Here is a 26,075-nt window from a genome sequence, read left to right as displayed (position 1 = left end):
CGGTTACGTTTCTTCGGATGAAACGCCTGACGATCCTCCTCACCTTACTCGTCCTGTCCTTCGGCGCCCACGCCAAGGCCCCCGACCACAGCCAGTGGGAAAGCGACATCCAGGCCTTCGAGGCCAACGACCGGGCCAACCCGCCGCCCGCGCACGCGGTGCTGTTCATCGGCAGCTCGTCCATCCGCTTCTGGAAGAGCCTGGCCAGCGACTTTCCGAATTACCGTGTGATCAACCGCGGCTTCGGCGGCTCGGACATGGACGACGCCACGGCGTTCGCCGATCGCATCGTGGCGCCCTACAAGCCGGCCGCCATCGTGGTCTACGCCGGCGACAACGACCTGCAGAACGGCGACACCCCCGAACAGGTGCGCGACGATTTCGCCGCGTTCGTGACCAAGGTCCGCCAGGGCCAGCCCGATGTGCCCATCGCCTTCATCTCGATCAAGCCCTCCCTGGCACGCGTGGCCCTGCTGCCCTCCATCAATGCGGCCAATAAGCTGATCAGCGCCTGGGCCATGGCACAGAAGAATGTCGCGTTCCTCGATGTGGCGCCCGCCATGGTCGACGCGCAGGGCCAGCCCAAGCCCGATCTGTTCATCGGCGACGGCCTGCACATGAATCCGAAAGGCTATGCGCTGTGGGTCGCCCAGGTCCGCCCGTGGCTGGCCGACCACGCCACGGCCGCCGAAGTTAAACAGAGCCCAAACACGACCCCCCCGTGATACGGGAACTTCACGGCAACGGCCTTATCTAAGTATTCGATCGCCGAGAGGCGACCCGTTGGCAGAAGGCCGTTTAGATAGCCTTCTGTCCCGGGTCCCGCTATTTCCCCTGATAGCCTGGACCCGACGCGACCCCGGCAGCTCCTCCCCTGGCTGCCGGGGTTTTATTTTTTGCGACCCCCTACTACCGTGCCCCAGGCCTATGTAGGAGCGGACGATGTCCGCGAACCCTCACCGCCAAAGGTCGCGAATGTAGGAGCGGACGATGTCCGCGAACCCTCAGCGCCCCATATCGCGAAAGAAGCCACCCACCCAGCTCTACCGGCGTTTCCGTGAACCCATCGAAGCATGCTCCGCTTTCGATGCACGGCCTCATTTGTACCCGCTGTCCTGGAGCTTCGCCCACATCGTGGGCTCCTACCCCGTTGCCATCCACGCCGTGGTGGGATGCGGGCAAAGAAAAAAGGCCAGCTTTGCGGCTGGCCTTCTTTAAATGTTTCGGTGTTCGGCATCGCCCACATCGTGGGCTCCTACACACCCACCCACGAGGCGTGGATGGGTGCGGCGCGGTGTCAGGCGGCCTGCATACGGCTGTAGGGCCGGATGGACGTATCGAATGCCCGCCATACCCCGTCGTTGCCCTCGATGTTCAATACGATGTCAGACAGCGCGTTGGCGGCCTCGATACGGCGCGCCTCGGCCAGTGCGCATTCGAGCGCATCGTCGCGCGAGCAGAACTCGGCATATTCATTCGCATTCTTCTGGAGCACCCAGAGGCCCGGACCCACGGACTCGAACGGAATATCGAAGACGACCACGACTGAACCCACCCTGTTGACTGAACGTGGGCCCATCGTAAGCGGACGTTCGTTAGGCCGCCGTTGAGGCTCAGTTATCTCCTCCGGAAACGAAGCCTTCGCGGCTGCCGCGATGGAACACGGTGTCCGTCGGCAGCACCTCGGCGGCCGCCACGGCCTGGCCCCGGGCCAGCTGCGCGTAGACCGGGGTGAAATCGGCCGCCGTGGCGTCGAACAACTGGGCGAAATCGTCGATCACGAAGTAGGTCTGCTGGTGCGAATCGATCCGGTAGCGGGTGTTCATCACCCGGGCCAGGTCGAAGCCGATGCGGTTGGGGGCGGTAGAGTCGATGGAATAGATCGACTCGCTCTTGGAACTGACGATGCCCGCCCCGTAGATGCGCAGGCCGGCGTCCGTGCGGATCAGGCCGAATTCCACCGTGTACCAGTAGAGGCGCGTGAGGTTCATCAAGGCTTCCGGCCCGATAGCATGGGCCTTCATGCCGCCCTTGCCGTAGGCCTGCATGTAGTCGGCGAACACGGGGTTGAGCAGCAGGGGCACGTGCCCGAACAGGTCGTGGAAGAGGTCGGGCTCGGACAGGTAATCCAGCTGGTCCGGACGACGAATCCACCAGCTCACAGGAAAACGGCGGTGGGCCAGGTGGTCGAAGAACACCTCGTCCGGCAGCAGGCCTTCCACGGCGACCACTTCCCAACCCGTGGCCGCACCCAGCACGCGGTTCAGGTCGTCGAAGCGCGGAATGCCGCCGTCGCCCAGGCCGAAGCGTTCCACGCCATCGAGGAATTCCTGGCAAGCATAGGCCGGCAACAGGGCCCGCTGCCGGCTGTACAGGGTGTCCCACACGTCGTGATCCGTCTTCGAGTAGCTGGCCCACGGTTGCTCCACGGTGCCGGTGGCGTACACCGGAACGTAACCGCGGCCTGTCTGCTGGTGCTCGACGCGGCGTGGATTTTTCATGGGGCAACTCCTGACGGGTTATATCGAGGTGATAACAACAGATTAGCGCCCGATACGCGCAATAGGGTTGTCTCATTGCGCCATACACGCTCAAGAGCGCAATATACGTGCGCAAACACACGGCATAAGGCTACAAACGTGCAGGCAATGTTCGACCGAACCGATCTGCGCATCCTCGGCGCGCTCCAGGCCCATGGCCGGATCACCAACGCGGAGCTGGCCACCGAGGTCAACCTGTCGCCCTCGGCCTGCCTGCGCCGTGTGCAGAAGCTGGAGGCGGACGGGGTGATCGGTGGCTACGGCGCGCGGCTGGAGCCCCGCGCGATCGGGCTGGGCCTGCAGGCCTTCGTCCGGGTGCAGCTGTCGCGGCACGAGTCAGCCGCCATCGACGCCTTTACCGAGTCGGTCGCCACCTGGGAAGAAGTCGTTTCCTGCTATGCGCTTACCGGGGACATGGACTACCTGCTGCAGGTCTACGTCGCCGATCTGGACGGCTTCTCGCAATTTCTTCTCGACCGGTTGCTCAACGCGGCCGGCGTGGCCGACGTGAACACCAGCTTCGTGTTGAGGACGGTCAAGGCTTCGACTGCCCTGCCGCTCGGGAACGCCCGTGCTTGACCCGGCCCAAGCCCGCGCGGCACACGGGATTGAGAAATTCCCCTAGCGGCAGGGTCCGCCGGTCGTTAATCTTGTGTGCTTGATGGAATCCACCGACGCCAACCCGACCCCGCGCGATCCCTTGCGCCCGCTGCGCTATGTGTGGCGTGTGCCGCTGCTATTGCTCCACGTCCTGTTCGGCATCTTCATCTGCACGGCCATCCTGAGCTGGGCCGGTGGCGTCATGAAGGACGGCAAGGAGCCTTTCGGCCACCGCGCCATCCGCCTGTGGTCCACCCTGCTGCTGCGGATCTTCGGCTTTCGCAGCGTGCGCATCGGTACGCCCTTGCCCGACCCGGTGTTGTTCGTGGCCAACCACACCTCGTGGCTGGACATCGTGCTGCTGCATTCGCAGCGTGCCGCCTGCTTCGTCGCCAAGGCCGAGATCGCCGGCTGGCCGCTGGTGGGGTGGATGGCCGCCCGCGGCGGCACCATCTTCCATCGCCGCGGCAGCAACCACTCCCTGGCGTCGGTCATGGCGGTCATGGTCGAGCGCCTGCGCGAAGGGCGGGCCGTGGCCGTGTTCCCGGAAGGCGGCACGGGCCACAACGGCGTGCTGCGGGTGTTCCATGCCCGCATCTTCCAGGCGGCGCTGGACGCCGAGGTACCGGTACAGCCCGTGGCCCTGCGCTTCGCGCGCCACGGTCGCCGTATCGTGGATGCGGGCTTCCGCGAAGACGAGAGCTTCATGGGCAATTTCCTGCGCCTGCTGGGGGAGCGTCCGCTCGACGTCGAAGTGCATTTCCTCCAGCCCGTGCCGGTGTCGGACGACGGGCGCCGCCGCATGGCGGATGCCTCGCGCGAGCGCATCGCCCTGGCCCTGGATACCGATACCCCGGCATGAGCCTGCCCAAGGGCATCGACCTGAATCCGCCATGGCCGCTACGCAGCGGTCATGTGCAGACCATGCTTTCCTCCAGCGGCATCCGTCGGCGCCTGTTGCCCCGTCGCGCGCACAAGGTGCAGGAAGGGTCGGTCGAAGTGCTGGTGGACGTAGGCCAGGGCGATCGACTCAGCGGTCGCTATACGGCACAGACCACCGGCGGGGCATCCCGCGGGCTGGCCATCCTCTTCCATGGCTGGGAGGGCAGCGTCGATTCCACCTACGTGCTGCAGACCGGTAGCCGGTTGCTCGAGGAAGGCTGGGATGTGTTCCGCCTCAACTTTCGCGACCACGGCGACAGCCACGGCCTGAACGAGGCGCTGTTCCATTCCTGTCGCATCGACGAGGTGGTGACGGCGCTCGGGCAGATCACCCGCATGTTTCCCTCGCGCGTGGTCGGCGTGGCCGGGTTCTCGCTCGGTGGCAATTTCGCGTTGCGCGCAGGCATCCTCGCGCCCACCCAGGGCGTGTCGTTCGACTACGCACTGGCCGTGTGCCCGATCATCGATCCCAGCGAGGGCCTGTTTTCGCTGGAAAGCGAAGCGCCTTGGTTCTACAACGCCTATTTCATGCACAAGTGGCGCCGCTCGCTGCGCCTCAAGCAGCAGGCCTTCCCGCAGCAGACGTATTTCGAGCTGAACGAGCTGAAGCAGAACATGCGCGATCTCACCAGTTCGCTTGTGCTCCGGCACACCGATTTCGATTCGCTCGAGGCCTACCTGGACGGCTACTCGGTCGCCGGCGATCGCCTGATGGACCTTCACATCCCGGCCACCATCCTCACCTCGCGCGACGACCCGGTCATTCCCATCGCCGCGTTCCACCAGCTCCGCCTGCCGCCCAACATCGAGCTGGATATCGCCAACCACGGCGGCCATTGCGGTTTCATCCGCGATTTCAGCATGACCAGTTTTACCGACGACTACATCGCGGCCCGCTTCAACGCCATCGCCGGCTGAGTCCCTGGTTTCACTGCAAGGACTACACACGCCCCGTGATGAAGTGCTGCGATACAACAGGAGTAGCCCATGCGACTGAAGAGCGACAGCATCGAGCACGGCAAGCCGATACCGGCCACCTACGCGTTCATGGACCTCGGCGAGCCGGTGAAGCCGGCGGGTAACGTGACGCCGCACCTGGCGTGGACGGAAGTGCCGACCACGGCCCGATCCTTCGTCATCGCCGTGATCGACACCGACGTGCCCTCCAAACCCGACGACGTCAACGTCGAAGGCCGTGAAGTGCGCCGCGACCTGCCGCGCGTGGAGTTCGTCCACTGGCTGATGGCCAATATCCCCGTGGAGTGCCGTGAACTGGGCGAAGGCGCCTGCGGCGAGGGCATCGTGCCGCGTGGCAAAAAAGAGCCGGTGGGCCCGCCCGGGTCGGTCCAGGGCATCAACGATTACACCGGCTGGTTCAAGGGCGATCGTGATATGGAAGGGCATTACCACGGCTACGACGGCCCGTGCCCGCCCTGGAACGACAGCATCCCCCACCACTACCACTTCCATGTGTACGCTCTGGACGTGGACACGCTGCCGCTGGAAACTGGTTTCAACCTGGCCGAACTGCGCGATGTGATGAAGGGCCACGTGGTGGACGAGGCGGTCATCACCGGTACGTATTCGCTCAATCCGCGGGTTCGCGGCTGAGGCGGACAGCCACGGGACGCCGCGCCAGCCTGAACGGCCTTTGAGCAGGCCGGCGCGGTTTCACGCGGTCTGCGCAGGGTCCGGGACTAAATGGCGTCGCGTCCCATTCTGCCGGAGATTTTCCCCATGCTGCACTACGCTCTCGTTTTCCTCGTCATCGCCATCATCGCGGCTGTCTTCGGTTTCGGCGGCATCGCGGGCACAGCGGCAGGCATCGCCAAGATCCTGTTCATCGTTTTCCTGATCCTGGCCATTATCTCGTTCTTCCGCGGTCGAGGCCGGTAACGTCGATGCGCGCCGGCGGCTTCGGTCGTCGGCGCTTGCGATGACTCCAGCGTCACCCCTTCCGCTCTAATTTGTCCCATCCCGTCCTTTCGGAGTGCACGTCATGAACAATCCCCTCGACCAGGCTGCCAATGCAGTGAACGCCGCCGCGAACAACGTGTCGGCTGCCGAGCGTATCGATGCGCGCGCCGAGCGTGTGAAGCAGGCTACCTCCGACGCCGTGGACCGCACCAAGGACGTGGTGGATCGCGCCGCCGACAAGGTGGAAAACACCCTGCACAGCGCCACCGACAAGGCGGCCGAGGGCGCAACGCGTGCTGCCGAGAAGGCCGAGGAAGTGAAGGTGCGCGGCAAGGAAGTCTATGGCGAGGCCGTGGACACCGCGAACGACTGGCTCGATACCGCCCGCGACTACGTGCGCGAGAAGCCGGTACAGTCCATCGCCATGGCGCTGGCCGCTGGCTGGTTGGCCGGTCGCATCCTTCGCAACTGATCCTTTGTCCCGGGGGCAATGACACATGCAGGAAGACAATCCCTCGGGGCGTAGCGACGTGAACGAACCGGCCGCGGATAGCGCGGGTGCGGCACGTCCGTCGCTGACGATGCCCGCCTGGATCGACGACCTGCGTCGACTCGGTAGTGGCCTGAAGAACCTGTTCGCGGCGCAGTTTGCATTGGCAGGCGCCGAACTGGGGCTGGCACGTGCCGGCATGGTCATGATGCTGTTCATGGGCCTGGCCGCGATCGTCTTCGCGGTGGCGCTGGGCTTGACCCTACTGGCGCTCGCCGGCTGGGGCCTCGCGCAGTGGTTCGGCTCGTGGGCGTGGGCGCTCACTGCGCTGGCCGGCCTGCAGCTGGTATTGCTGGTTGCCGCCATTCTTGTGTTCAAGCGCTGCATGCACTGGATCAGCCTTCCCGGTACGCGTAACGAACTGGCCAGCCTGGCCAGGGAAGCTGTACGTCAGGGCAAGGCGGAAGGCGAAGCCAAGGCAGGGGTGTAGACGATGGGCATTTTCAGCAGCATGGCCAAGGTGACCGCCGCCAAGGCGCGCGTCACGGCGGCGCGCGTCGAGGTGGTGGAACCAGCCGCGGCGATCATCGCGCGCGGTTACGAGCATCCCCTCACTGTGGTGGGCATAGCGACCGGTGCCGGTTTCCTGCTCAGCAACATCAAGCTCAATCCCCTCGCCGTACCCGGTGTCAGCGGGCTGGTGGCCGGCGGTACCGCCGACATCATCGGCAAGGTGATCTCCATGGCCACGGGCAGCCTGCTGGGCGATCTGGCCGGAAACGCCGCGGATGACGTGGCGGACGTAGCCGACGACGCGTCATGAGCGACCTGCCCGGGGCGTTGCCCACGCCGTTGTCGTCGACGATGGCGCCGGGAGCGGCAGTGGCGACGCTGTCCACCCGGCCCCGCCGCAAACCCGGCAGCAGCCGTAGCACCCGTCGCATCTCGCGCCACCTGAAGGCGATCCGTGTTTCCCTGACCGGCATGATCCTGCTGGCGCTGGTCTATACGGTGGTATTGGGCAAGTCGTTGCTGGTGCCACTGGTGCTGGCAGGCTTCCTCGGCCTGGCCCTGAACCCCATCGTCGTTGCCGCGGCACGCGTGCGCATCCCGCGCTGGCTGGCGTCGGTGACCGTCATGCTGATGCTTGGCATCGGGCTGGTCTCGGCCATCGCCACGTTGTCCACGCCCGCGCTGAACTGGTTTCACGAGGCACCGACGGCGATGCGCGCGTTCGCGCCCAAGATCAAGCCGATGACGCAGCAGATCGAAGCGGCCAGCCGGGCCACGCAGAACCTGGTCGGGGGCACGACCGCGCGCAACGCGCCCCAAGCCGCCGCCGGATTCGCTTTCACCGCCTGGGACATCGTGGCCGGTGCGCCGAAAGTGCTGGCCAGCGTGCTGACAGTGGCGCTGCTGGTGTTTTTCTTCCTCGTATACGGCGACGAGATCCTGCGGCGTGCCGTCGAGATATCGCCCACTTTTGCGTACAAGCGACACACGGTGAGCATCGTGCGCAGCATCCAGGTGGAAGTATCCAGCTACCTGCTGCTCACCGCGGCGATCAACGTGACACTGGGGCTGGTCACCGCCGGCATGCTCTACCTTTACGGCGTGCCCGATCCCCTGCTCTGGGGCACGGTAGCCACCGTGGCGAACTTCATCCCGTACGTCGGCGCGATCACCACCACGACCGTGCTGGCCATCGTGGGCGTCCTGCACTTCCAGGAACTGGGCCCGGCCCTGTTGCCGGCCGCCACGTTCGCCGGCATCACCGCCATCGAGGGCAACATGCTCACGCCGATGCTGCAGGGGCGCCGTTCCCGGCTCAGCCCCGTGGCGATCCTGCTGTGGCTGTTGATCTGGGGCTGGCTGTGGGGCATTCCCGGCGCCTTGCTTGCCGTGCCGATGCTGACCTGTGTCAAGCTGATCACCGCCCGTCTGCGCGGGTGGGAGTGGTTCGCGCACATCATCTCGCGCTGACGCCAGACGACACGCGGCGTTACCAGGCGATCGCCTCGCCGTCGCGACAGAACCTGCCATGGATCGCCTCGCGTTCCGGCAACAGCGCGGCCCACACCACGCCGCGTGCACCCTCGGCCACCGGCCGACCACCGCTGCCGCCCAGGGCCGTGGCGGTCCAGCCGGGGGACACGGCGTTGACCAGTACGCCGCTGCCTTCCAGTTCCTTGGCGGCCACCTGGGTATAAGCGTTGAGCGCGGCCTTCGAGATGCGGTAAGCCGGCGCATCGTCGCCACATATGGCATGCGTGGCGCATTCGCTGGACACGTTGACCACGCGACCGTAACCGTGCCGACGCATCAGCGGCAACACCGCCGCGGTCAGGCACCATGCACCCAGCAGGTTTACCTCGAGCGCGCCGCGTATCGTGTCCAGGTCGGGCCGCGAGGCGCGGCTGCCCGTGTCGAAATACCCGCCGGCGTTGTTGACCAGGATGTCCAGCCGGCCCACTCGTCCCTCGATGGCGGCGACGGCGGCCTGCATGTCCGCCGCCCGCGTGACGTCCAGGCGTAGCGCATGCGCGACGCCGCCCGCTTCGCGGAGGGTGCGTGCCGCCTTCTCGGCCCGCGCCATCTCGCGACCGCCGACGAATACCGTGACACCGAGCGCGGCGAGTTGCCTCGCCACCTCGAAACCGATGCCCCGGTTGGCGCCGCTCACCAGCGCCACGCGCTGGCCGAGCGGCGGCTCCACGCCCAGCGGGGTCGAGCGGGGCCTCGCCACCGGTAGCCGATGAAGCGTCGCAGCGGTCATGGCGTCTTCGCCACCTCGCTGCAGACCTCGTTGCCGCAGGCCTGCCAGCCACCGCCGATGGCCTTGTAAAGCTGCACGGCACGCGTGTTGGTCGCCGCTTCGGCTTCCGCCAGCTGATCCTCGGCCGATAGCTGTGTCCGCTGGGCATCGAGCAGTTCGAGGAAGTCGGTGCGGCCGGCGTCGTAGCGCAGTTTGGCCAGTTCCGCCGCGCGGCGGCTTTCGCTGGCCTGGACCACCAGCTTCTCCACGCGCACGCGCTGCTGGTTGAAACCGACCAGCGCGTTGTCGACATCTTCCAGCGCAGTGAGCACGGTGCGGTCGTAGTTGGCCTGCGCCTCTTCCGCGCGGGCCCGTGCGCCGCGCACGCCCGACGCGACGCGCTGCACGTTCAGCCCCGACCACGAAATGCTCGGTGCCAGCTGGAAGGCACGCGAGTCGGCACCCCCGAAATCGTTGCTGCGACCGGCAAGGAAACCGATGAACCCGCCCAGCGAGATATGCGGGAAATAATCGGCCTTGGCCACGCCGATGCGCGCATTGGCGGCGGCCAGTTCGCGCTCGGCGATACGGATGTCCGGACGCCGTTTCAGCACGTCGTCGGCGCCGCCGATCGCCAGGCTGACATCGATCGGCTTGAACGTCGCCGGCGAGAGGTCGACATCCAGCTCACCCGGCCGCGCACCCAGCAGCACCGCCAGCCGGAACGTGTCGGCCTGCGCCTGGGTCTGCAGCACCGGCAATTGCGCTTCCACCGCGGCCATCCGTGCCTTGGCGCTGGCCAGGTCCTGTTCCGCGCCGGTGCCGACATCGACCCGGGCCTGGATGACCTTGAGCGAATCCTGCTGGTTGGCGATGTCACGCCGGGCCACGTCGATCCGTAACTGGGTGCCGCGGAGGTCGAAGTAGTTGCGCGCCACCTCGGCAAACAGGGTGACCTGCGCGTCCTGCAACGAGGCCTCCCCGGCCGCGGCGTCGGCCCGTGCGGCTTCCACCGAACGGCGAATGCCGCCGAACAGGTCCAGCTCCCACGACGCATCGAAACCCGCCTGGTACTGGGTCACCGTGGTGCGCTGGTCGCTGAAGCCCGGCTGTTGCCCACGGCTGCGCTGGAACGATGCGACGGTTTCCACGTCGGGCACCTGCTGCGACCGTGCCGTGCCGAGCGCGGCGCGTGCCTGGTTGAGCCGGGCCGTGGCGATCCGGAGATCCGGCGCACCCTTCGCCGTGCGGGCGATCAGCGCGTCGAGGGTGGGGTCGCCGAACTGCGTCCACCAGCGTGCCTGCACGTCGCCACTGTTCTGGTGCGCGGCGTCGACCCCTAGCAAGGTCACCGGCGCCTGCACGGGCGGATGGTAGTCCGGGCCCACGCTGGCGCAGCCGGCAAGGACGAGGGCGACGAACAGCGCTGTACTGCGAGGAATAAAGGTCATGGCTTACGACTCCCGGGCCGCGTGTGCGAGAAGGCGACGCTCGCGGCGTTCGCGACGACGCGCCTCGGTGCGTTCGTTCCAGCCGCGGATCAGCACGTAGAAGAGCGGCGTGAAGATCAGGCCGAAGAAGGTGACGCCGAGCATGCCGGCGAACACCGCCACGCCCATGGCATGGCGCATCTCCGCACCGGCGCCGTGCGAGGTCACCAGGGGCACCACGCCCATGATGAAGGCGAACGAGGTCATCAGGATCGGACGCAGTCGCAGGCGCGCGGCCTCGAGCACGGCATCCACGCGGTTCATGCCGCCGATCTCCGCTTCGCGGGCAAACTCGACAATGAGGATCGCGTTCTTGCACGCCAGGCCCACCAGCACGATCAGGCCGATCTGGGTGAAGATGTTGTTGTCCCCGCCGGTGACGATGATGCCGACGATCGCGGACAGCAGCACCATCGGTACGATCAGGATCACCGCTAGTGGCAGGCTCAGGCTTTCGTACAGCGACGCCAGCACCAGGAACACCAGCAGCACGGACAGCGGGAACACCAGCACCGCCGTGTTGCCGGCGAGGATCTGCTGGTAGGTCAGTTCCGTCCACTCGTAGGTCATGCCGTTGGGCAGGTTGGCCTTGACCAGCTTCTCCATCGCCGCCTGCGCCTGGCCGGTGCTGTAGCCCGGTGCGGCACCGCCGTTGATCTCGGCCGTGGGATACCCGTTGTAGTGCTGCACGCGGTCGGGGCCGTTGGTCTGGCGTACCGTGAGGAACGATCCCAGCGGCACCAGGTCGCCGGCGGCGTTGCGGGTTTTCAGGCCCACGATGTCGGACGGCTCGTGGCGGAACGACGGTTCCGCGGAAACGTTCACCTGGTAGGTGCGGCCGAAGCGGTTGAAGTCGTTGACGTAGAGCGAGCCGAGGTACGCCTGCATGGTCTGGAACACATCGCCCAGGTCGATGCCTTCGGACTTCGCCTTCTCACGATCGATATCGGCATCGTACTGGGGCACGCTCACCTGGAAGCTGGTGAACAGGTGGGCCAGTTCCGGTGTCTTCTGGCTGGCCGCGATGATCCCCTGCGTCTGCTTGTAGAGTTCCTCGAAGCCCAGGTCGCCGCGGTCCTCGATCTGCATGCGGAAACCGCCGATCGTGCCCAGGCCGTTGACCGGCGGCGGCGGGAAGATCGCGATATAGGCATCCTGGATGCCAGCGAACTGCCCGTTGAGTCGTGCCGCGATCGCCTCGGCGGACAAGTCCCCGGCACGGCGTTCCTCGAACGGCTTCAGCGTGACGAACACGATGCCGGCGTTGGTGCTGTTGGTGAAGCCGTTGATCGACAGGCCGGGGAACTGCACGGCGCTCTCCACGCCCGGGTCCTTCAGCGCGATGTCGCCCATGCGGCGGATCACGCCCTCGGTGCGGTCCAGCGAGGCGGCATCGGGCAGCTGCGCGAACGACACGAGGTATTGCTTGTCCTGGGTCGGCACGAATCCCGTGGGCGTCCGTGCGAAACCGAGCACGCCCAGCGCCACCAGGCCCACGTACAGCACCAGCATGACCGCGGAGAACCGCAGCACCTTCTGCACGCCACTGACATAGCCGTGCGACGCACGCTCGAAGCCACGGTTGAACGGGCGGAACAGCCAGCCCAGGCTGCGCTCCATCCACACCGTGAGCCTGTCCTTCGGCTCGTCGCGGCCCTTGAGCAGGATGGCGGACAGCGCCGGGCTCAGCGTCAGCGAGTTGAACGCGGAGATGACCGTCGAGATGGCGATGGTCAGCGCGAACTGACGATAGAACTGGCCGGTGAGGCCGCTGATGAAGGCGGCCGGCACGAACACCGCGCACAGCACCAGCGCCGTCGCCACGATGGGGCCGGTGACTTCCGTCATCGCCTGGCGCGTGGCCGCCTTCGGGTCCAGCCCGTGCTCGATGTGTCGCTCCACGTTCTCCACGACCACGATGGCGTCGTCCACCACGATGCCGATGGCCAGCACCAGGCCGAACAGCGACAGCGCGTTGAGCGAGAAACCGACCAGGTACATCACGGCGAACGTGCCGATCAGCGACACCGGCACGGCCACCAGCGGAATGATCGAGGCGCGCCAGGTCTGCAGGAACAGGATCACCACCAACACCACCAGCAGGATCGCCTCGAACAGCGTGTGCACGACGGCCTCGATGGAGCCGCGCACGAACACGGTCGGGTCATAGACGATCGAGTAGTCGACGCCCTGCGGGAAGTCCTTCTTCAGGGTGGCCATCTGCGCGCGCACTTCGTCGGAGATGGCGATGGCGTTCGAACCGGGCCGCTGGAAGATCGGGATGGCCACGGCTTCGCGGTTGTTCAGCAGGCTGCGCAGCGCGTAGTTGTTGGAGCCCAGCTCCACGCGCGCCACGTCACGCAGGTGCGTGACCGAACCGGTGGCGTCGCTGCGCACGATGATATTGAGGAAGTCGTCCTCGGTGACCAGGCGGCCGCGCGTGTTGATGTTCACCTGGAACGCGTTGGAATTCGGCCCCGGCGGTGCGTTGAGCGAGCCGGCCGCCACCTCGATGTTCTGCTCGCGAACGGCCTTGATCACGTCGCCCGTGGTGAGGTTGCGGATGGCCAGCTTTTCCGGGTTCATCCACACGCGCATGCTGTACTCGCCCGCGCCGAACAACTGCACGTCGCCCACGCCGTCCAGGCGGGCCAGCTGGTCCTTGATGCGCGTACGTGCGTAGTTCGACAGGTAGAGCATGTCATAGCGATGGTCGGGCGAGGTGAGATGCACCACCATCGTCAGGTCGGGCGAGCTCTTGGTGGTGGTGACACCCAGGCGCTGCACTTCCTCGGGCAGGCGGGGCAGTGCCTGCGCCACGCGGTTCTGCGTCTGCACCTGCGCGTTGTCCAGGTCGGTGCCCAGCGCGAAGGTCACGGTGAGGGTCATCTGTCCGTCGCTGGTGGCCTGCGAGGACGTGTAGAGCATGCCCTCGACGCCGTTGATCTGTTCCTCCAGCGGCGTGGCCACCGTTTCGGCGATGACCTTGGGGTTGGCGCCCGGGTAGCTGGCCTTGACCACGACGGTGGGCGGCACGACCTCGGGATATTCGCTGATCGGCAGCCTGAACACGGCGATGCCGCCGGCGATCAGGAACAGCACCGACAGCACGCCCGCGAGGATCGGGCGGTTGACGAAGTATTGGGCGATTTTCATCGATCAGTCCTGGTTACGCGCCATGGCGAGGGTGCGCGTGCCTTCCGGTACCAGCGAGGCCATCGCGACCCGTTTGGCGTTCACGTCCATGCCCGGCCGCACGTGCTGCAAGCCGTTGACGATCACCACGTCCTCGGCGGTCAGCCCGCTGTCGACCACGCGCAGGCCGTCGACCAGCGCACCGGTGGCGATGCGGCGGTATTCCACCTTCTTGTCCTTGCCCAGCACGTAGACGAACTTGTTGCCCAGGTCGGTGCCCACGGCTTTGTCGTCGATCAGTGCACGCGGCTGGGTGGTGCCGCTGCGCAGTTCCACGCGGGCGAACAAGCCGGCGGTGTACGCGCCATCGGCGTTGGGGAACACGGCGCGCAGGCGGATGGTGCCGGCGCCGGCCCGCACCTGGTTGTCGACGAAGTCGATCCTGCCGGTGTGCGGGTAGCCGGTTTCATCCGCCAGGCCCATACGGACATCCGGCGCGTGGCCGTCCTGGCGGCGCAGGCGATCCAGCTTGAGGAAGGTCTGCTCGTCCACGTCGAAGTAGACATACATCGGGTCGATCGTGACCACGCTGGTCAGCGTGTCGCTGGGGGTGACCAGGTTGCCGGCGGTGATCTGGGCATTGCTGACCTTGCCGTCGACGGGGGCACGCACTTCGGTGAACGACAGATTGAGGCGGGCGGCATCGAGGGCGGCCTGCACCGAGGCGACCTGCGCCTTCGCGCTCACGGCCGCGGTATCCAGGCGATCGGCTTCTTCCTGCGAGACGGCGTGCTGCTGGACCAGCTTGGCGCCGCGTGCGGTATTGGCCTCGGCATTCTTCGCCTCGGCGCGTGCCTGGGCGAGGTTGGCGGCCAGGCGATCGGTTTCCGCGCGGTACGGGCGCGGATCGATGGTGAAGAGCAGGTCGCCCTTCTTCACCGTGGCGCCTTCCCGGAAATGCACGCTGTCGATATAGCCGCCGACCCGGGGCCGGATCTGGATCGAGTCCACGGCCTGAATGCGCCCGGTGAAACCGCTGGCGTCCGACACCGGGCGCAACACCACCTGGGCCACCGTGACCTCGGGCGTGGGCATCGCCATGGCTGTTTCGGCGGCATGCGAGGGAGCGCCACCGCCGCCGAGCCACAGCGCCGAGGCAACGGCGACCGCGAGGGCGGCCGAACCGAGCAGGATTTTCTTCTTCATGGCGGGGTGTCCTGGATGTGTCGAAATAGGCAGGGGAACGGCAAGGCGGCGGAGCGTACGACCTCAAGCGCGCTCGAGGTCAAGCCGGTTCCACCCAGGTGGCGTAATCTAGGTCTTGCCCAGCAAGCGAAAAATGGGTCTACAATCACCCCGCCTGTGACGGCCAGTCACGAATCAATCCAGCGGGAGTCGACCGTGGAAGACTTTTCAGCGATCAGCGTTTTCGTCCGCGTGGTGGAAGCCAAGAGCTTCTCGTCGGCGGCAACGCAACTTGAAATGACCCCGTCGGGCGTCAGTCGGGCGATCTCCCGGCTGGAGGAAAGCCTGGGTGCGCGGCTCTTTTTCCGATCCACGCGTTCGCTGCGGTTGACCGACGATGGCTCCGCGTTCTATGTGCGTTGCAAGGAGATACTGGCCGACCTCACCGAGGCCACAGAGGCCCTGGGCTACGCCAAGACCAAGCCGGTGGGCAAGTTGCGGGTGGCGGCGTCGTCCGCGATCGGGCGCGCCGCGATCATTCCGAACCTCGCGGAATTCGAGCAGCGCTTTCCGGATATCCGGCTCGAACTCACGATGTGCGATTTCCCGTTCGACCTGAACGAAGAAGGCTTCGATTGCGCCATCCGGATGGGCGAGCTGGCCGATTCCAGCCTCATCGCGCGCAAGATCGGCCATTTCAGCAACGTGCTGTGCGCCGCGCCGTCATACCTGGCGCGCCACGGCACACCGACCCGCATCGACGACCTCAAGGCACACCGCACGGTCAACTTCGTGCACCCCAGCACGGGCAAGCCCTACCAGTGGCAGTTCGACTCACCCGGCGGTCGCGTGTCGGTGGACGTGGATGCCCACATGCTGATCAACGATGGGGAATCGGTCATCCAGGCGGCCATCGCCGGCCTGGGCATCATCCAGGCGCCGCATTGCCTGGCCGCCTCCGCGCTGCAGAAGGGCGCGCTGGAAATCATCATGACCGACACGATCTCCACCGGCTCCAACCTGTGGATCGTCTACCCGCAGAAACGCCACCTGTCGGCGCGCGTGCAGGCGTTCATCGAGTGGACCAGCGAGCTGTTCCAGCGCACCAGCACGCCACAATGCAAGATCGTGGAGCAGCAGCAGGCCGAACTGGCGCGCCTGCGCCAGGTGGCGCTGGCCGAGCCGGAGCCGATCGCCGCCGTGGCCTGACCGGCGGCGCGCCGCCGGTGTATGGCGTGGGTCAGCCGCCGGCGGGCAGGAACAGCAGCAGGGCGATGCCCAGCACGATGCGGTAAAGGGCGAACACCGTGAAGCGATGCGAGCGGATGTAGCCGAGCAGCCATTTCACCGCCACGAACGCGACCAGCGTCGACACCACGAAGGCCACGGCGAGGCCCGTCCAGTCCTCGCCCGCCGCGCCGCCGTGCGTGAACGTCTTCAGTAGCTCGTAGCCGGTGGCCGCGTACATCGTCGGGATGCCGACGAGGAAGGCGAACTCCGTGGCCGCGGCCCGGTTGGTGGTGCCGCCCAGCATGGCGACGAAGATGGTGGCCGCCGAGCGCGACGTGCCCGGGAAGATGCCGGCCACCATCTGGGCCAGGCCCACCAGGATGGCGACGCGCCAGCTGACCGCTACCTGGTCGGGTCGATCCGCCGCCACTTTCTCCGCCACGATCATCCACAGGCCGCCCACGATCAGCGCCCAGGCCACAGGCGTGATCGTCTCGGGCAGCTTGAAGCCCAGCTTGGTCACCACCAGGCCCAGCGCCGCGGTAATCAGGAAAGCCACGCCCAGCTTCATCACGTAGTCGCGGGTCTCGGGCTTGCGCCAGTGCACCACCAGGCTCCACAACGTGCGCCAGTAGATGAAGGTGACCGCGAGGATGGCGCCGGCCTGGATGGCCACGTTGAACAGGTCGGACCGGGCCCCGAGCCAGCGTTCGGCAATGAGCAGGTGGCCCGTGCTGGAGACAGGCAGGAACTCGGTGATCCCCTCGACGATACCGAGGAGGATGGCGCTGATCAGGTCATTCACGTGCGTTCGGTCCGGTGGCGGAGCAGGGCCGCCTAGCTTAGCGGCACGGGTTCGTCATTCCATGCGACTTGCTTCACTGGATGAACCGTCACGTATCGCCCACGCCGCCGGCTGGTAATTTTCGCCGACGCGATACGGCGGTTTCACGGCCGCCCGCCTGTATTCAACGGACCTTTCCATGCCCAATCCCCATCGGCACCGCCGCCGGAGCGGCGGCCTCCGCGTTGCCGTTCTCGCTGCGGCCTTGATGCTGGCGGCCTGTGCCCCGGCCGTGCGCCCGCCGGCCTTCGTCCCGCGTGACGAGGTGCCGATCGCCGGCCTTCCGACCAGCCAGGCAGGCTGGCCGCAGCCGGAATGGTGGAAGCGCTACGACGACGCGCAGCTGGACCGCGTGGTGGACCTGGCCATGCGCGGCTCGCCGAACATGGAACAGGCCGAGGCGCGTTATCGTGCCGCGCTGCGGGCGGTGGACTCGGCGAAGGCCGAACTGAACCCGCAGGTGCGCGGGTTGGTCAACGGCGGCCACGGCTACAACGACGTGTCGCTGAACGGGCAGATGCCGGGCGCCGCAGGTAACGCCCAGGGCTTCCAGCTGAACCCCGGCAAGAGCTGGAGCAACAGCGGCGTGGCCGGCGCGCTGGCCACGTGGGACCTGGACCTCTGGGGCAAGCAGAAGGCGGCCGTGCAAGCGTCGGTCGGTCAGGCGCGCGCCGCCGAGGCCGAGCGGGCGTCCGCCGCCACCTCGCTGCAATACAACGTGGTCAACACGTACTTCGACTGGCAGGCCCAGCAAGCCCGGCTCGCCGTGGCCCGCCATGCGGCCGACAGCTCGTCGCAGTACCGCGACCTGGTGGAGCTGCGGGTGCACGCCGGCCTGGACGACCCCACCACGCTCGACCAGGCCGATGCGCAGCTGGCGCAGACCCGACAGAACGTGGCCCAGTTGGACGGCGCGGCCAGCCTCGACCTGGCCCAGCTGGCCGCACTGGCCGGCGTGTCACCGAAGGATCTCGGCACCCTGACGCCTTCGCCGCTGCCGACGCCGGATACCCGCCTGCCCGACGACGCCCGCATCGGACTGCTGGCGCGGCGTCCGGATATCGCCGCCGCGCGCTGGCAGATCGAAGCCTCGTCGAAGAACATCGACCAGGCGCGCAAGGCCTATTACCCCGACGTGAGCCTGATGGCGCTGGGCGCCTTCCTGCGCACGTATCCCGACCTGGGCTCCGGCACGCGTACCGACCTCACGCTGGGTAACCTGGGCGCGTCGGTGCAGCTGCCGATCTTCAGCGGTGGCCGACTGCGGGCCCAGTTCGAGAGCGCGCAGGCCCAGCTGGACAGCGCGGTGGCCCAGTACGACGGCGCCGTGGTGCAGGCCGCAGGAGAAATCGCCCAGGGCATCGCGCAATTGCAGGCGCTGGACGCCCAGCGCGTGCAGGTGGATCGCCAGTACGCGGCCACCGCGGCGCAGAAGGCCAAGGCGGCCGACCGCCGGGGCAAGGGGCTGATCGACGACCGCACGTGGCTCAACGCCGACATGCAGCTCGATCAGCAGCGCGACGCCCGCCTGCAGCTCACCAGCCAGATGCTTTCCGCCAACCTTTCCCTTATCCATGCACTGGGCGGCGGCTATCACGCCGACGACCTGCCCGCTCTTCCGGCCACCGCCGCCGGCAAGGACTCCTCGCGATGACCCCTGATAACGAAATCCCCGGCGAAGGCACCGACGGCGGCCTCGCGCCGCAGCCGTACAAGTACCGTTACAAGTACCTGCACAAGTACGGCGACGAATCGCCGCGCGGTGAGCGCGACGAGCATGCCGGCGATGAAGACGACGACGGCAGGGACGAGGAAAAGGACAAGGGCGCCGGAAAGCAGGACGGCGACAAGAACGATAAGGACCAGAACAAGGACAAGGAAAAGAAAGACGGCAAGGACGGCAAGGACGAGGACGGCAAGGAAAAGAAGGAAGACGACCCCAAGGCCAAGCGCAAGAAGGTCGTCGTGCTGTCGATCATCGCGGCCGTGTTCGTGCTGGCCGGCATCGGCTGGCTGCTCTACTACATCTTCGTGCTGTCGCAGCGCGAGACCACCGACGATGCCTACGTCAAGGGCGATATGGTAACCATCTCGTCCCGCGTGGCGGGCACGGTGGTCGAGGTGGGCGTGGAGGAAACCGAGCGGGTGCACCAGGGCCAGGTGCTGATCAAGCTGGACCCCGTCGACGCCCAGGTCAGCCTGATGAATGCGGAGGGCCAGCTGGCCCAGGCCGTTCGCCAGGCCCAGGCACAGATGCAGCAGGCCAACCAGGCTGATGCCGCCATCCCGCAGCGTCGCGCCCAGTACGAACAGGCACGCGACGACTATAACCGCCGCCATCCGCTGCTCGAGCGTCGCGCGGTGTCCGCGGAGGAAGTGGACAACGGCAAGCGCCAGATGCAGCAGGCCAAGGCGGCGCTGGACGCGGCCGAGCGCGAGGCCGCCGCCGCGCACGCTCAGGTCGATGGCACCACCGTAGAGACCTACCCGGCAGTGATCCAGGCCCGTTCTCAGTTCCGCAACGCATGGGTGAACAGCGGCCGCAACGCCATCGTCTCGCCCATCGAAGGCTACGCCGCGCGTCGCCAGGTGCAGGTGGGCCAGCGTATCCAGCCGGGTCAGGACCTACTGACCGTGGTGCCGTTGGCCGACCTGTGGGTCGATGCCAACTTCAAGGAAACCCAGCTGGAGCACATCCGCATCGGCCAGCCGGTGAAGCTCACCACCGACATGTATTCGGACGTGGAGTACCACGGCAAGGTGGTCGGCCTGAACGCCGGCACCGGCAGCGCGTTCTCGCTGCTGCCCGCTGAGAACGCCACCGGCAACTGGATCAAGGTGGTGCAGCGCCTGCCCGTACGCATCGCCATCGACGCGGAAGACCTGCGCAAGCACCCGTTGCGCATCGGCCTGTCCACCGACGTGAACGTGGACACGCACGACCGCGACGGCCGCGTGCTCTCGGAAACGCCGCGTAGCAAGCCGCTGGCCAGCACCAACGTCTACGAGCAGGAGATGGGCGAGGCCGACCAGCGCGCCGAGCAGATCATCCGCGAGAACACGGTGGATGCAACCCCGAAGCCGGTAGCGGCCAAGCGCGGCGGCTGATCGATGGCCGGGCAGAACGGCAACGGCGGGTCCAGGCCGCCGCTCACCGGCGGCGCGCTGGTGCTGCTTACGGCGGGCGTGGCGCTGGCCACGTTCATGGAGGTGCTCGACATCTCCATTGTCAACGTGTCGGTGCGCACCATCGCCGGCAACGTGGGCGTCAGCAGCAACGAGGGCACCATGGCGATCAGTGCCTACTCGATGGCCAGCGCGGTGATGCAGCCGCTGACCGGTTGGGTGGCACGGCGCTTCGGCGAGGTGCGGACGTTCATGACCTCGGTGGCGCTGTTCGTGGTGTTCTCCGCGCTGTGCGGGTTCTCCACCTCGATGCCCATGTTGATCGTGTTCCGCCTGCTGCAGGGCGCGGTGTCGGGCCCGATGGTGCCGTTGTCGCAAACCCTGCTGCTGAACAACTACCCGGTGGCGCGACGACCCATCGCGCTGGCGCTATGGGCAATGACAGTGGTGGTCGCGCCCGTGTTCGGCCCGATCCTGGGTGGCTGGATCACCGACAACTACCACTGGTCGTGGATCTTCTTCATCAACATCCCGGTGGGCATCTTCGCCGTGGTGGTGACGTACGCCCTGCTGCGTGATCGCGAGTCCAAAGTCACCAAGATGCCGATCGATGCGATCGGCCTGTTCCTGCTGGCGGTGGGCGTAGGCTGCCTGCAGTTCATGCTGGACAACGGTAACGACGACGATTGGTTCACGTCCAAGACCATTACCGTACTGGCGATCGTCTCGCTGGTCTGCATCACCTTCCTGATCGCGTGGGAACTGATGCACAAGCATCCCGTGGTCGAGCTGCGCCTGTTGGGCAAACGCAACTTCTTCGTCGGCGTACTGTGCCTGTCGCTGGGCATGTTCGCCTTCTTCGGCGGCACCGTGGTCATGCCGATGTGGGTGCAGGAGGTCCTGGGCTATACCGCCACCTGGGCGGGCTTCGTGGTTGCGCCCATCGGCATCCTGGCCATCGTGCTATCGCCCATCGTCGGCGTATTCCAGAACAAGTTCGACCTGCGTCTGCTCAACACCATCGGCTTCGCGGTGTTCGCCGCGGCGTCGTTCTACATGTCGACACTGAGCACCAACGCGCCCTACGGGGAGCTGGCCATTCCGCGTCTTTGCATGGGTGCGGGCATCGCTTTGTTCTTCGTGCCGGTGAACCAGATCATCCTCTCCGGTATGCCGGACGAGGAAGTGGCCAGCGCGTCGGGGCTGTCCAACTTCTTCCGCACACTGGCGGGCAGCATCGCCACCGCGGTCAGCACCACGATGTATTCGCACCGCACCACGTACCACCACGCGGTGCTGGTGGAAAACGTGAGCGCGGGCAATCGCGCCACCACCGAATACCTGGACCGCTTCCAGGCACTCGGCGTGCAGGGTCCGCCCGCGAACGCGGCGCTCAACCGCCTCGTGGACATGCAGGCGGCCACGCTGGCGGTGAATGACGTGTTCTGGATCTTCGGCCTGATCTTCGGCCTGGCCATGATCGCGATATGGTTCGCCAAGCCGCCGTTCGCGTCGGGCGGCACGCCAGGGCATTGATCCGGCGTGGCCCGACGTACATCGCATGTCTCAGGGGAACGTCGAAACACGCTCGCGGTTCTGGTCGCTTACCTTGAAATTGCAGGGCATCTGTCGTGGGGATGCGCGTCAAGGTATCCAGGTAATAGGCATGAACGCTGGGCTGACTCCTTGTCGTGTTGATAGGAGCCTCCGTGGCACGCCGTCCGGAGCGTTATGGATTCGCGGTCGTCCCTGCCGTCCGTAAAACGAATGCGTTGCATGCCCGTATCTAGCCAAGATGATGCCGAATCGGCGCGTCGTTGAATTCGGCCCGCTCGTCAGCGGAGGCTGTAATAAGCAGGATGATCGTCGGGCCGCTCGAACGCGCACACCGATTCCTGGCGGTCGTGCATGGGCAACGTACCGTCCAGCAGGTAACGGGCCGCGTCGTGCTCGATGCATGCGGTGCCCGTCTGGCCGAACAGCCCGTGCAGGTCCGTGCCGGTTGCCGTGATCAGGCGTGCGTTGGGATACTTCGGCAACGTGATGTTTCGTGCACCTTCGATCGGCGTTGCCACGTCGTTCTCGGCATGGAGCATCAGGAAGGGTTGCCCTTGCGCGAGCACGTCCAGATCGGGAGTACGTGAGGTACGCGGTCCCCACGATGCGCAGACGAGTTGGACGAACGTCTGTACTCCGTTGTCCAGGGGATACTTGAAGGCGTCGTTGTCCGCGCGGGCGCGTATCTGCGGCTCGCTTCCCCAGTTGGTTTCGTCGTTGCACAGCACGGCGAGGTAGGTGGACTGCGCGTACCGGTCTTCGGGTGACGTGGGCGGTGTGGTCAACGGCGGAGCAAGCCAGGGTGCCAGCAGGTCCCACGCCGCATCCTGCAGCGCCGCATGCGCGGCGCGGTCGGTGCTCATGCGTTCCGCCGCCATGCGCGTGGCGAGGCGTTTCCAGCTGTGCCATCCGTCTTCATCCAGCCAGCGGCTCATCGTCAACGCGGCGGCCAGGTGTTGGGGCGTGTCGAGCATGTCGTACCAGTGCGGCCTCACCGCCGGGTGCAGCGCATGCGGCGCCCAGCGAAGCGCAGCACGATCCGGCGGCTGGCCGAAGCGGACCGGGTCGGCGAGTAACGGTGCCAGCACCTGCGTCTCGAATCGCTGCTGGCGCTTGTCCATCGACGCGTACGTCGCTGTCCTGAAGGAGGCAGGAAACACCATGCTCGAGTCCAGCAGCATGCGGCCGATGTGATCCGGATACATCGCGGCGTACCACGCCCCGACCCTTCCGCCGTACGACGCGCCGTAGAAGTGGATGTGATCCTCGCCGATCGCCCGCCGGACGTAATCCATGTCGTGGACGTGCTGCTCCGTACTGATATAGCGAGCCTCGGGCGCACGGATGCACGCACTGGCCAACGCGCGTGCATCCGCGACCAGCTGGCGCCAGTGTGCGTCGTCGCGATGGGTCGGCAGGAACGGGTGAACCGTGTTGGCGGCCTCGCTGCAATCCAGTGTCCAGCCGCCCTGCATGCCACGCGGTATGACGCCGATGATGTCGTAGCGGTCTACCAGCTCGCGCTTCATGCCATGCACGGGATCGTGTGGGTCCCAGGACTGGAAGGCGGAGACCAGTCCGGTCACCAAGCTGGCCGGATGACCGCCTGGACCACCGATGTTGACGAAGAGTACGCCCTTGCGGTTCGCCCGGTCGCGGGCTGCCATGCGTATGGCGCCGACCTCGATCGTCCGTCCATCGGGCTGGCGGTGATCGAGCGGGGCGAGGAATCGTGAACAACTCAAGCGGCCATCGAACTCATGGTCGTTTTCCTTGACGAGCGACGGGTCGCAGGGCAGCCACGCGATACGCGGCACGTCGTTTGCGGGTGCGGCGGGCGCTGGCTGGGCCGACGAGAACAGAACGACGACGAGACAGGCGGCGATACGGCCGCCAAGCGAACACGATGGCATGCGACATCCTTGTCGAGGAAACGGGGCACGCAGTGTATGCGGCCCCGTTTCCTTTCGCATGCGCTATCGCTACGGCTAGGTGTCAGCGTTTGGCGCGTGGAAGCCTGGTCCAACATCCCGTGCGCAGCAAGCCGAACCTTCGATCGCGTCAGCCGTCGTGGGGGACGTCGTCGGATTTGAACAAACCACGCCCCGGACGGGACAGGTTCGCGTGCTTGAGCAGTTCATCGCGAGGCGTCGGGTCGGTCGAATCGGAAGGTGGAGTTTTCTTGACGTCCCCGGAAGGATCCTCCTTATCGTGAGTGTTTGGGTCGATGATGTTGGCGGCGATGTCATCGTCTTCGGATGGGGTGATTTCATCAGGGGACATGAGCGGAGCTCCTTTGGGTGGGGTGTTACCCACATCTACGCCGATCGATCCCCGAAGGCCATGGGCTCCGCAACCATGACGCATCTGGAATTGCAAGAACAATCAGTGATCTATCCGATCACATGCCCCATGGGCGTAACGATAGTTCCCGCAGGCTGCCGCATCGGCCATAACACAAGACTCAGGCGTTGCCGAAGGTCAGCGTTTCGGTCAGGTCTCCCGGGGGCGGCCCGCCCGCCGCGACCATCGCGTTCTCACGCATCGTCAGTCCCGGCAGCTTCTCCAGTTTGAAACGTCGCGTGAGGAAACGCGCGATGGAGCCGGTGTCGTAGATGGTGTGCTCCACATGGCCTTTCTTCGCGTAGGGCGAGACGACCAGCGCGGGAATCCGCGTGCCCGGACCCCAGCGATCGCCCTTCGGAGGCGCCACGTGGTCCCACCAGCCACCGTTCTCGTCGAAGGTGATCACCACCAGCATGTCCTTCCACTGCGGGCTGTTACGCAACGCATGCACGACCGTGGCGAGGTGGCGGTCGCCGGCTTCCACATCGGAGTAGCCCGCATGCATGTTGAGGTTGCCCTGCGGCTTGTAGAACGCCACGGGCGGCAGCTTGCCGGCGGCGATATCGGCGAGGAAGCGGTTGGTTGCCGCCGTTTCGCCCAGGCCGCCGTCGCGCAGGTGGCGCTTGCGCGCGTCGGTGCCGGGGGCGAGCGATACGAAGTAATTGAGTGGCTGGTGGTGCGGCTGGAAATTGGGGGTCTGCGGAAAGCTGGACTCGCTGCCATCGCCCTTGCCGTCCAACGCGGCCTGGAATCCGCCGGCGTACCAGGCCCAGTCGATGCCCTTCGCGGACAGCATGTCGCCGATGTGCCGGTGCGTCTGCGGCGGCAACGTGTTGGCGCTGGTGGCATCGGCCAGCTCGGGATGCTTGCGGTCCACGTTGAAGCCGGGCGAGTAGGGCGGCCCGATGGTGTTCACGGCCCAGAAATCCGGGGTGAGCGTGTTGTGGTTGGCGAACTTCGGCTTGCCGTCCATCGCGCTCTTCGGGGAATCCTCGGCCATCTTCAGGCGAGGGTCCATCGGGTCGCCGCTTTCCGTCACGGCGATATTGAACTGCGCCGGGCTCTTGTCCGCCGCGGGATAGAACGGCGGCTGCGCGGCCACGAGGTACTGGTGGTTGAGGAACGAGCCACCGAAGGCCCCCATGAAGAAGTTGTCGCACAGGGTGAACTGCGCGGCGATGTTCCACAGGCGCAGGTGCACGGGCGTGCTGGCGTAGCGGCCCATGGTCAGCGCGCCGTTGTCGCCCCAGGCGACGAAGCCGTCGTTCCTGCCACCGTTGATCTGCAGCTGGTTGTTGTAGAACGCGTGGACGAGGTCGCGCGTGACCACGCCGTGCGGCAGCGGTGTGCCATCGCCGGTATGCAGCGCCCACGGCGCATTGGGCAGGCCGGTGATGTCCTTCTCACCGATCTTGTACGTGGCGTGGTCGACCACCTGTTCATGCGGCACCATACCGTCCCAGATCGGCGGCAGGGTCTTCAGCGGCGTACCGTCGCGATCGCGCTGGACCAGGCGCTCCGCCGGGACCGAACTCAGGGGTTGCTGCAAACCCGGGAAATCGCCGAACAGGTTGTTGAAGCTGCGGTTTTCGGCGTAGATCACCACCACGTTGCCGATGTGCTTTTCGAGCAGGGCGTCCAGAGCGGCACCGGTCGGTGCCGGCGCGGCGTTCTTCCGGCCCGTGGTGGAAGCCGCTACGTCCTGCACGCCACCCAGCGCCAGCAGCGCGCCCGTCGTGGCCATGCCGCCCAGCAGTCGGCGGCGCGCGGTGTCGGGGGTGTCGGTATCGTTCTTCTTGGTCATGGCGGCTCGGCATGCGGCGGCCCGGTAGGGGGAGGGCCACAAAAGGGGATGATGAACGCAAAGGGTAAACTAACGCCCCCCCGCGGGTCGCGTCCTGCCCGCACCGCTCCCGGC

Annotated in this window: 24 protein-coding genes; 14 read left to right on the top strand and 10 right to left on the bottom strand. The window is 66.3% G+C overall.

Features of this window, described 5'->3' with window-relative positions; all coding sequences use genetic code 11:
* Window positions 1-17 precede the first annotated feature (17 nt).
* Window positions 18-725: an SGNH/GDSL hydrolase family protein gene (locus FA89_RS04445; protein ID WP_051938525.1), complete on the top strand. Its 708-nt coding sequence runs from the start codon at window positions 18-20 to the stop codon at window positions 723-725.
* Window positions 726-1,297: 572 nt separating this feature from the next.
* Here FA89_RS04445 and FA89_RS04440 read toward each other — a convergent pair.
* Both FA89_RS04440 and phhA read right to left on the bottom strand, forming a co-directional pair.
* A complete protein-coding gene (locus tag FA89_RS04440) occupies window positions 1,298-1,543 on the bottom strand; it encodes a hypothetical protein (protein ID WP_036138582.1) in 246 nt (81 codons plus the stop codon).
* A gap of 70 nt (window positions 1,544-1,613) precedes the next feature.
* The gene (gene phhA / locus FA89_RS04435) at window positions 1,614-2,501 is read right to left on the bottom strand and encodes a phenylalanine 4-monooxygenase (protein WP_036138580.1); all 888 of its coding nucleotides are present in this window, start codon (window positions 2,499-2,501) and stop codon (window positions 1,614-1,616) included.
* A 147-nt stretch (window positions 2,502-2,648) separates the two neighbouring features.
* On the opposite strand from phhA, the gene FA89_RS04430 reads away from it, so the two are divergent.
* The 9 genes from FA89_RS04430 to FA89_RS04390 all read left to right on the top strand — a co-directional run bounded on the left by FA89_RS04430 (window position 2,649) and on the right by FA89_RS04390 (window position 8,472).
* Window positions 2,649-3,119: an Lrp/AsnC family transcriptional regulator gene (locus FA89_RS04430; protein ID WP_036138578.1), complete on the top strand. Its 471-nt coding sequence runs from the start codon at window positions 2,649-2,651 to the stop codon at window positions 3,117-3,119.
* 82 nt (window positions 3,120-3,201) lie between these two features.
* Window positions 3,202-4,002 carry a lysophospholipid acyltransferase family protein gene (locus FA89_RS04425; protein ID WP_036138574.1) on the top strand — a complete coding sequence of 267 codons (801 nt, stop codon included), beginning with the start codon at window positions 3,202-3,204 and terminating at the stop codon, window positions 4,000-4,002.
* Window positions 3,999-5,000: a YheT family hydrolase gene (locus FA89_RS04420; protein ID WP_036138571.1), complete on the top strand. Its 1,002-nt coding sequence runs from the start codon at window positions 3,999-4,001 to the stop codon at window positions 4,998-5,000. The genes FA89_RS04425 and FA89_RS04420 overlap by 4 nt, the downstream gene beginning before the upstream one ends.
* A 69-nt stretch (window positions 5,001-5,069) precedes the next feature.
* Complete coding sequence (locus tag FA89_RS04415; protein ID WP_036138569.1) at window positions 5,070-5,693, top strand: YbhB/YbcL family Raf kinase inhibitor-like protein; 624 nt, start codon at window positions 5,070-5,072, stop codon at window positions 5,691-5,693.
* A gap of 126 nt (window positions 5,694-5,819) precedes the next feature.
* Window positions 5,820-5,978: a DUF1328 domain-containing protein gene (locus FA89_RS04410; protein WP_036143663.1), complete on the top strand. Its 159-nt coding sequence runs from the start codon at window positions 5,820-5,822 to the stop codon at window positions 5,976-5,978.
* A gap of 103 nt (window positions 5,979-6,081) precedes the next feature.
* Entirely contained in the window at window positions 6,082-6,471 is a 390-nt protein-coding gene (locus FA89_RS04405) for a DUF883 family protein (RefSeq protein ID WP_185754223.1), read from the top strand.
* A gap of 25 nt (window positions 6,472-6,496) precedes the next feature.
* The gene (locus FA89_RS04400) at window positions 6,497-6,979 is read left to right on the top strand and encodes a hypothetical protein (RefSeq protein ID WP_036138567.1); all 483 of its coding nucleotides are present in this window, start codon (window positions 6,497-6,499) and stop codon (window positions 6,977-6,979) included.
* A gap of 3 nt (window positions 6,980-6,982) precedes the next feature.
* Window positions 6,983-7,312: a hypothetical protein gene (locus tag FA89_RS04395; protein ID WP_036138564.1), complete on the top strand. Its 330-nt coding sequence runs from the start codon at window positions 6,983-6,985 to the stop codon at window positions 7,310-7,312.
* Window positions 7,309-8,472, top strand: a complete 1,164-nt coding sequence (locus FA89_RS04390) for an AI-2E family transporter (RefSeq protein ID WP_036138562.1) — start codon at window positions 7,309-7,311, stop codon at window positions 8,470-8,472. Before FA89_RS04395 ends, FA89_RS04390 begins: the two co-directional genes overlap by 4 nt.
* A 19-nt stretch (window positions 8,473-8,491) precedes the next feature.
* Here the strand turns inward: FA89_RS04390 and FA89_RS04385 are convergent, their stop codons facing one another.
* Genes FA89_RS04385 through FA89_RS04370 form a run of 4 tightly spaced genes read right to left on the bottom strand, consistent with a single transcriptional unit; the run spans window position 8,492 to window position 15,075 of the window.
* Window positions 8,492-9,265 (bottom strand): SDR family NAD(P)-dependent oxidoreductase, encoded by a 774-nt coding sequence (locus FA89_RS04385; RefSeq protein ID WP_081916346.1) that lies wholly within the window; start codon window positions 9,263-9,265, stop codon window positions 8,492-8,494.
* Complete coding sequence (locus FA89_RS04380) at window positions 9,262-10,695, bottom strand: efflux transporter outer membrane subunit (RefSeq protein WP_036138559.1); 1,434 nt, start codon at window positions 10,693-10,695, stop codon at window positions 9,262-9,264. Before FA89_RS04380 ends, FA89_RS04385 begins: the two co-directional genes overlap by 4 nt.
* A 3-nt stretch (window positions 10,696-10,698) precedes the next feature.
* Window positions 10,699-13,890, bottom strand: coding sequence for an efflux RND transporter permease subunit (locus tag FA89_RS04375; protein WP_036138556.1), 3,192 nt, complete (start codon window positions 13,888-13,890; stop codon window positions 10,699-10,701).
* A gap of 3 nt (window positions 13,891-13,893) precedes the next feature.
* Window positions 13,894-15,075, bottom strand: coding sequence for an efflux RND transporter periplasmic adaptor subunit (locus FA89_RS04370; protein WP_036138553.1), 1,182 nt, complete (start codon window positions 15,073-15,075; stop codon window positions 13,894-13,896).
* Window positions 15,076-15,270: 195 nt separating this feature from the next.
* Here FA89_RS04370 and FA89_RS04365 point away from each other — a divergent pair, with 195 nt between their 5' ends.
* Window positions 15,271-16,263, top strand: a complete 993-nt coding sequence (locus FA89_RS04365; RefSeq protein WP_081916345.1) for a LysR family transcriptional regulator — start codon at window positions 15,271-15,273, stop codon at window positions 16,261-16,263.
* A 31-nt stretch (window positions 16,264-16,294) separates the two neighbouring features.
* On the opposite strand, the gene FA89_RS04360 is transcribed toward FA89_RS04365, so the two are convergent.
* Window positions 16,295-17,089 carry an undecaprenyl-diphosphate phosphatase gene (locus tag FA89_RS04360; protein WP_036138550.1) on the bottom strand — a complete coding sequence of 265 codons (795 nt, stop codon included), beginning with the start codon at window positions 17,087-17,089 and terminating at the stop codon, window positions 16,295-16,297.
* 178 nt (window positions 17,090-17,267) lie between these two features.
* Between FA89_RS04360 and FA89_RS04355 the strand changes: the two genes are divergently transcribed.
* The 3 genes from FA89_RS04355 to FA89_RS04345 are packed head-to-tail and all read left to right on the top strand — an operon-like array spanning window position 17,268 to window position 21,790.
* Window positions 17,268-18,782, top strand: coding sequence for an efflux transporter outer membrane subunit (locus FA89_RS04355; protein WP_081916344.1), 1,515 nt, complete (start codon window positions 17,268-17,270; stop codon window positions 18,780-18,782).
* Complete coding sequence (locus FA89_RS04350) at window positions 18,779-20,236, top strand: HlyD family secretion protein (protein WP_081916343.1); 1,458 nt, start codon at window positions 18,779-18,781, stop codon at window positions 20,234-20,236. The genes FA89_RS04355 and FA89_RS04350 overlap by 4 nt, the downstream gene beginning before the upstream one ends.
* A gap of 3 nt (window positions 20,237-20,239) precedes the next feature.
* Entirely contained in the window at window positions 20,240-21,790 is a 1,551-nt protein-coding gene (locus FA89_RS04345; RefSeq protein WP_036138547.1) for a DHA2 family efflux MFS transporter permease subunit, read from the top strand.
* A gap of 299 nt (window positions 21,791-22,089) precedes the next feature.
* Here the strand turns inward: FA89_RS04345 and FA89_RS04340 are convergent, their stop codons facing one another.
* From FA89_RS04340 to acpA, 3 genes are all read right to left on the bottom strand, one after another.
* Window positions 22,090-23,724, bottom strand: coding sequence for an alpha/beta fold hydrolase (locus FA89_RS04340; protein WP_036138544.1), 1,635 nt, complete (start codon window positions 23,722-23,724; stop codon window positions 22,090-22,092).
* A 148-nt stretch (window positions 23,725-23,872) separates the two neighbouring features.
* Complete coding sequence (locus FA89_RS04335; RefSeq protein WP_036138542.1) at window positions 23,873-24,094, bottom strand: hypothetical protein; 222 nt, start codon at window positions 24,092-24,094, stop codon at window positions 23,873-23,875.
* A gap of 181 nt (window positions 24,095-24,275) precedes the next feature.
* Window positions 24,276-25,961, bottom strand: a complete 1,686-nt coding sequence (acpA, locus tag FA89_RS04330) for an acid phosphatase (RefSeq protein WP_036138539.1) — start codon at window positions 25,959-25,961, stop codon at window positions 24,276-24,278.
* Window positions 25,962-26,075 lie beyond the last annotated feature (114 nt).

Source organism: Luteibacter sp. 9135 (assembly GCF_000745005.1).
Lineage (GTDB): Bacteria > Pseudomonadota > Gammaproteobacteria > Xanthomonadales > Rhodanobacteraceae > Luteibacter.
This window is presented reverse-complemented; position numbering and strand designations above follow the sequence as displayed.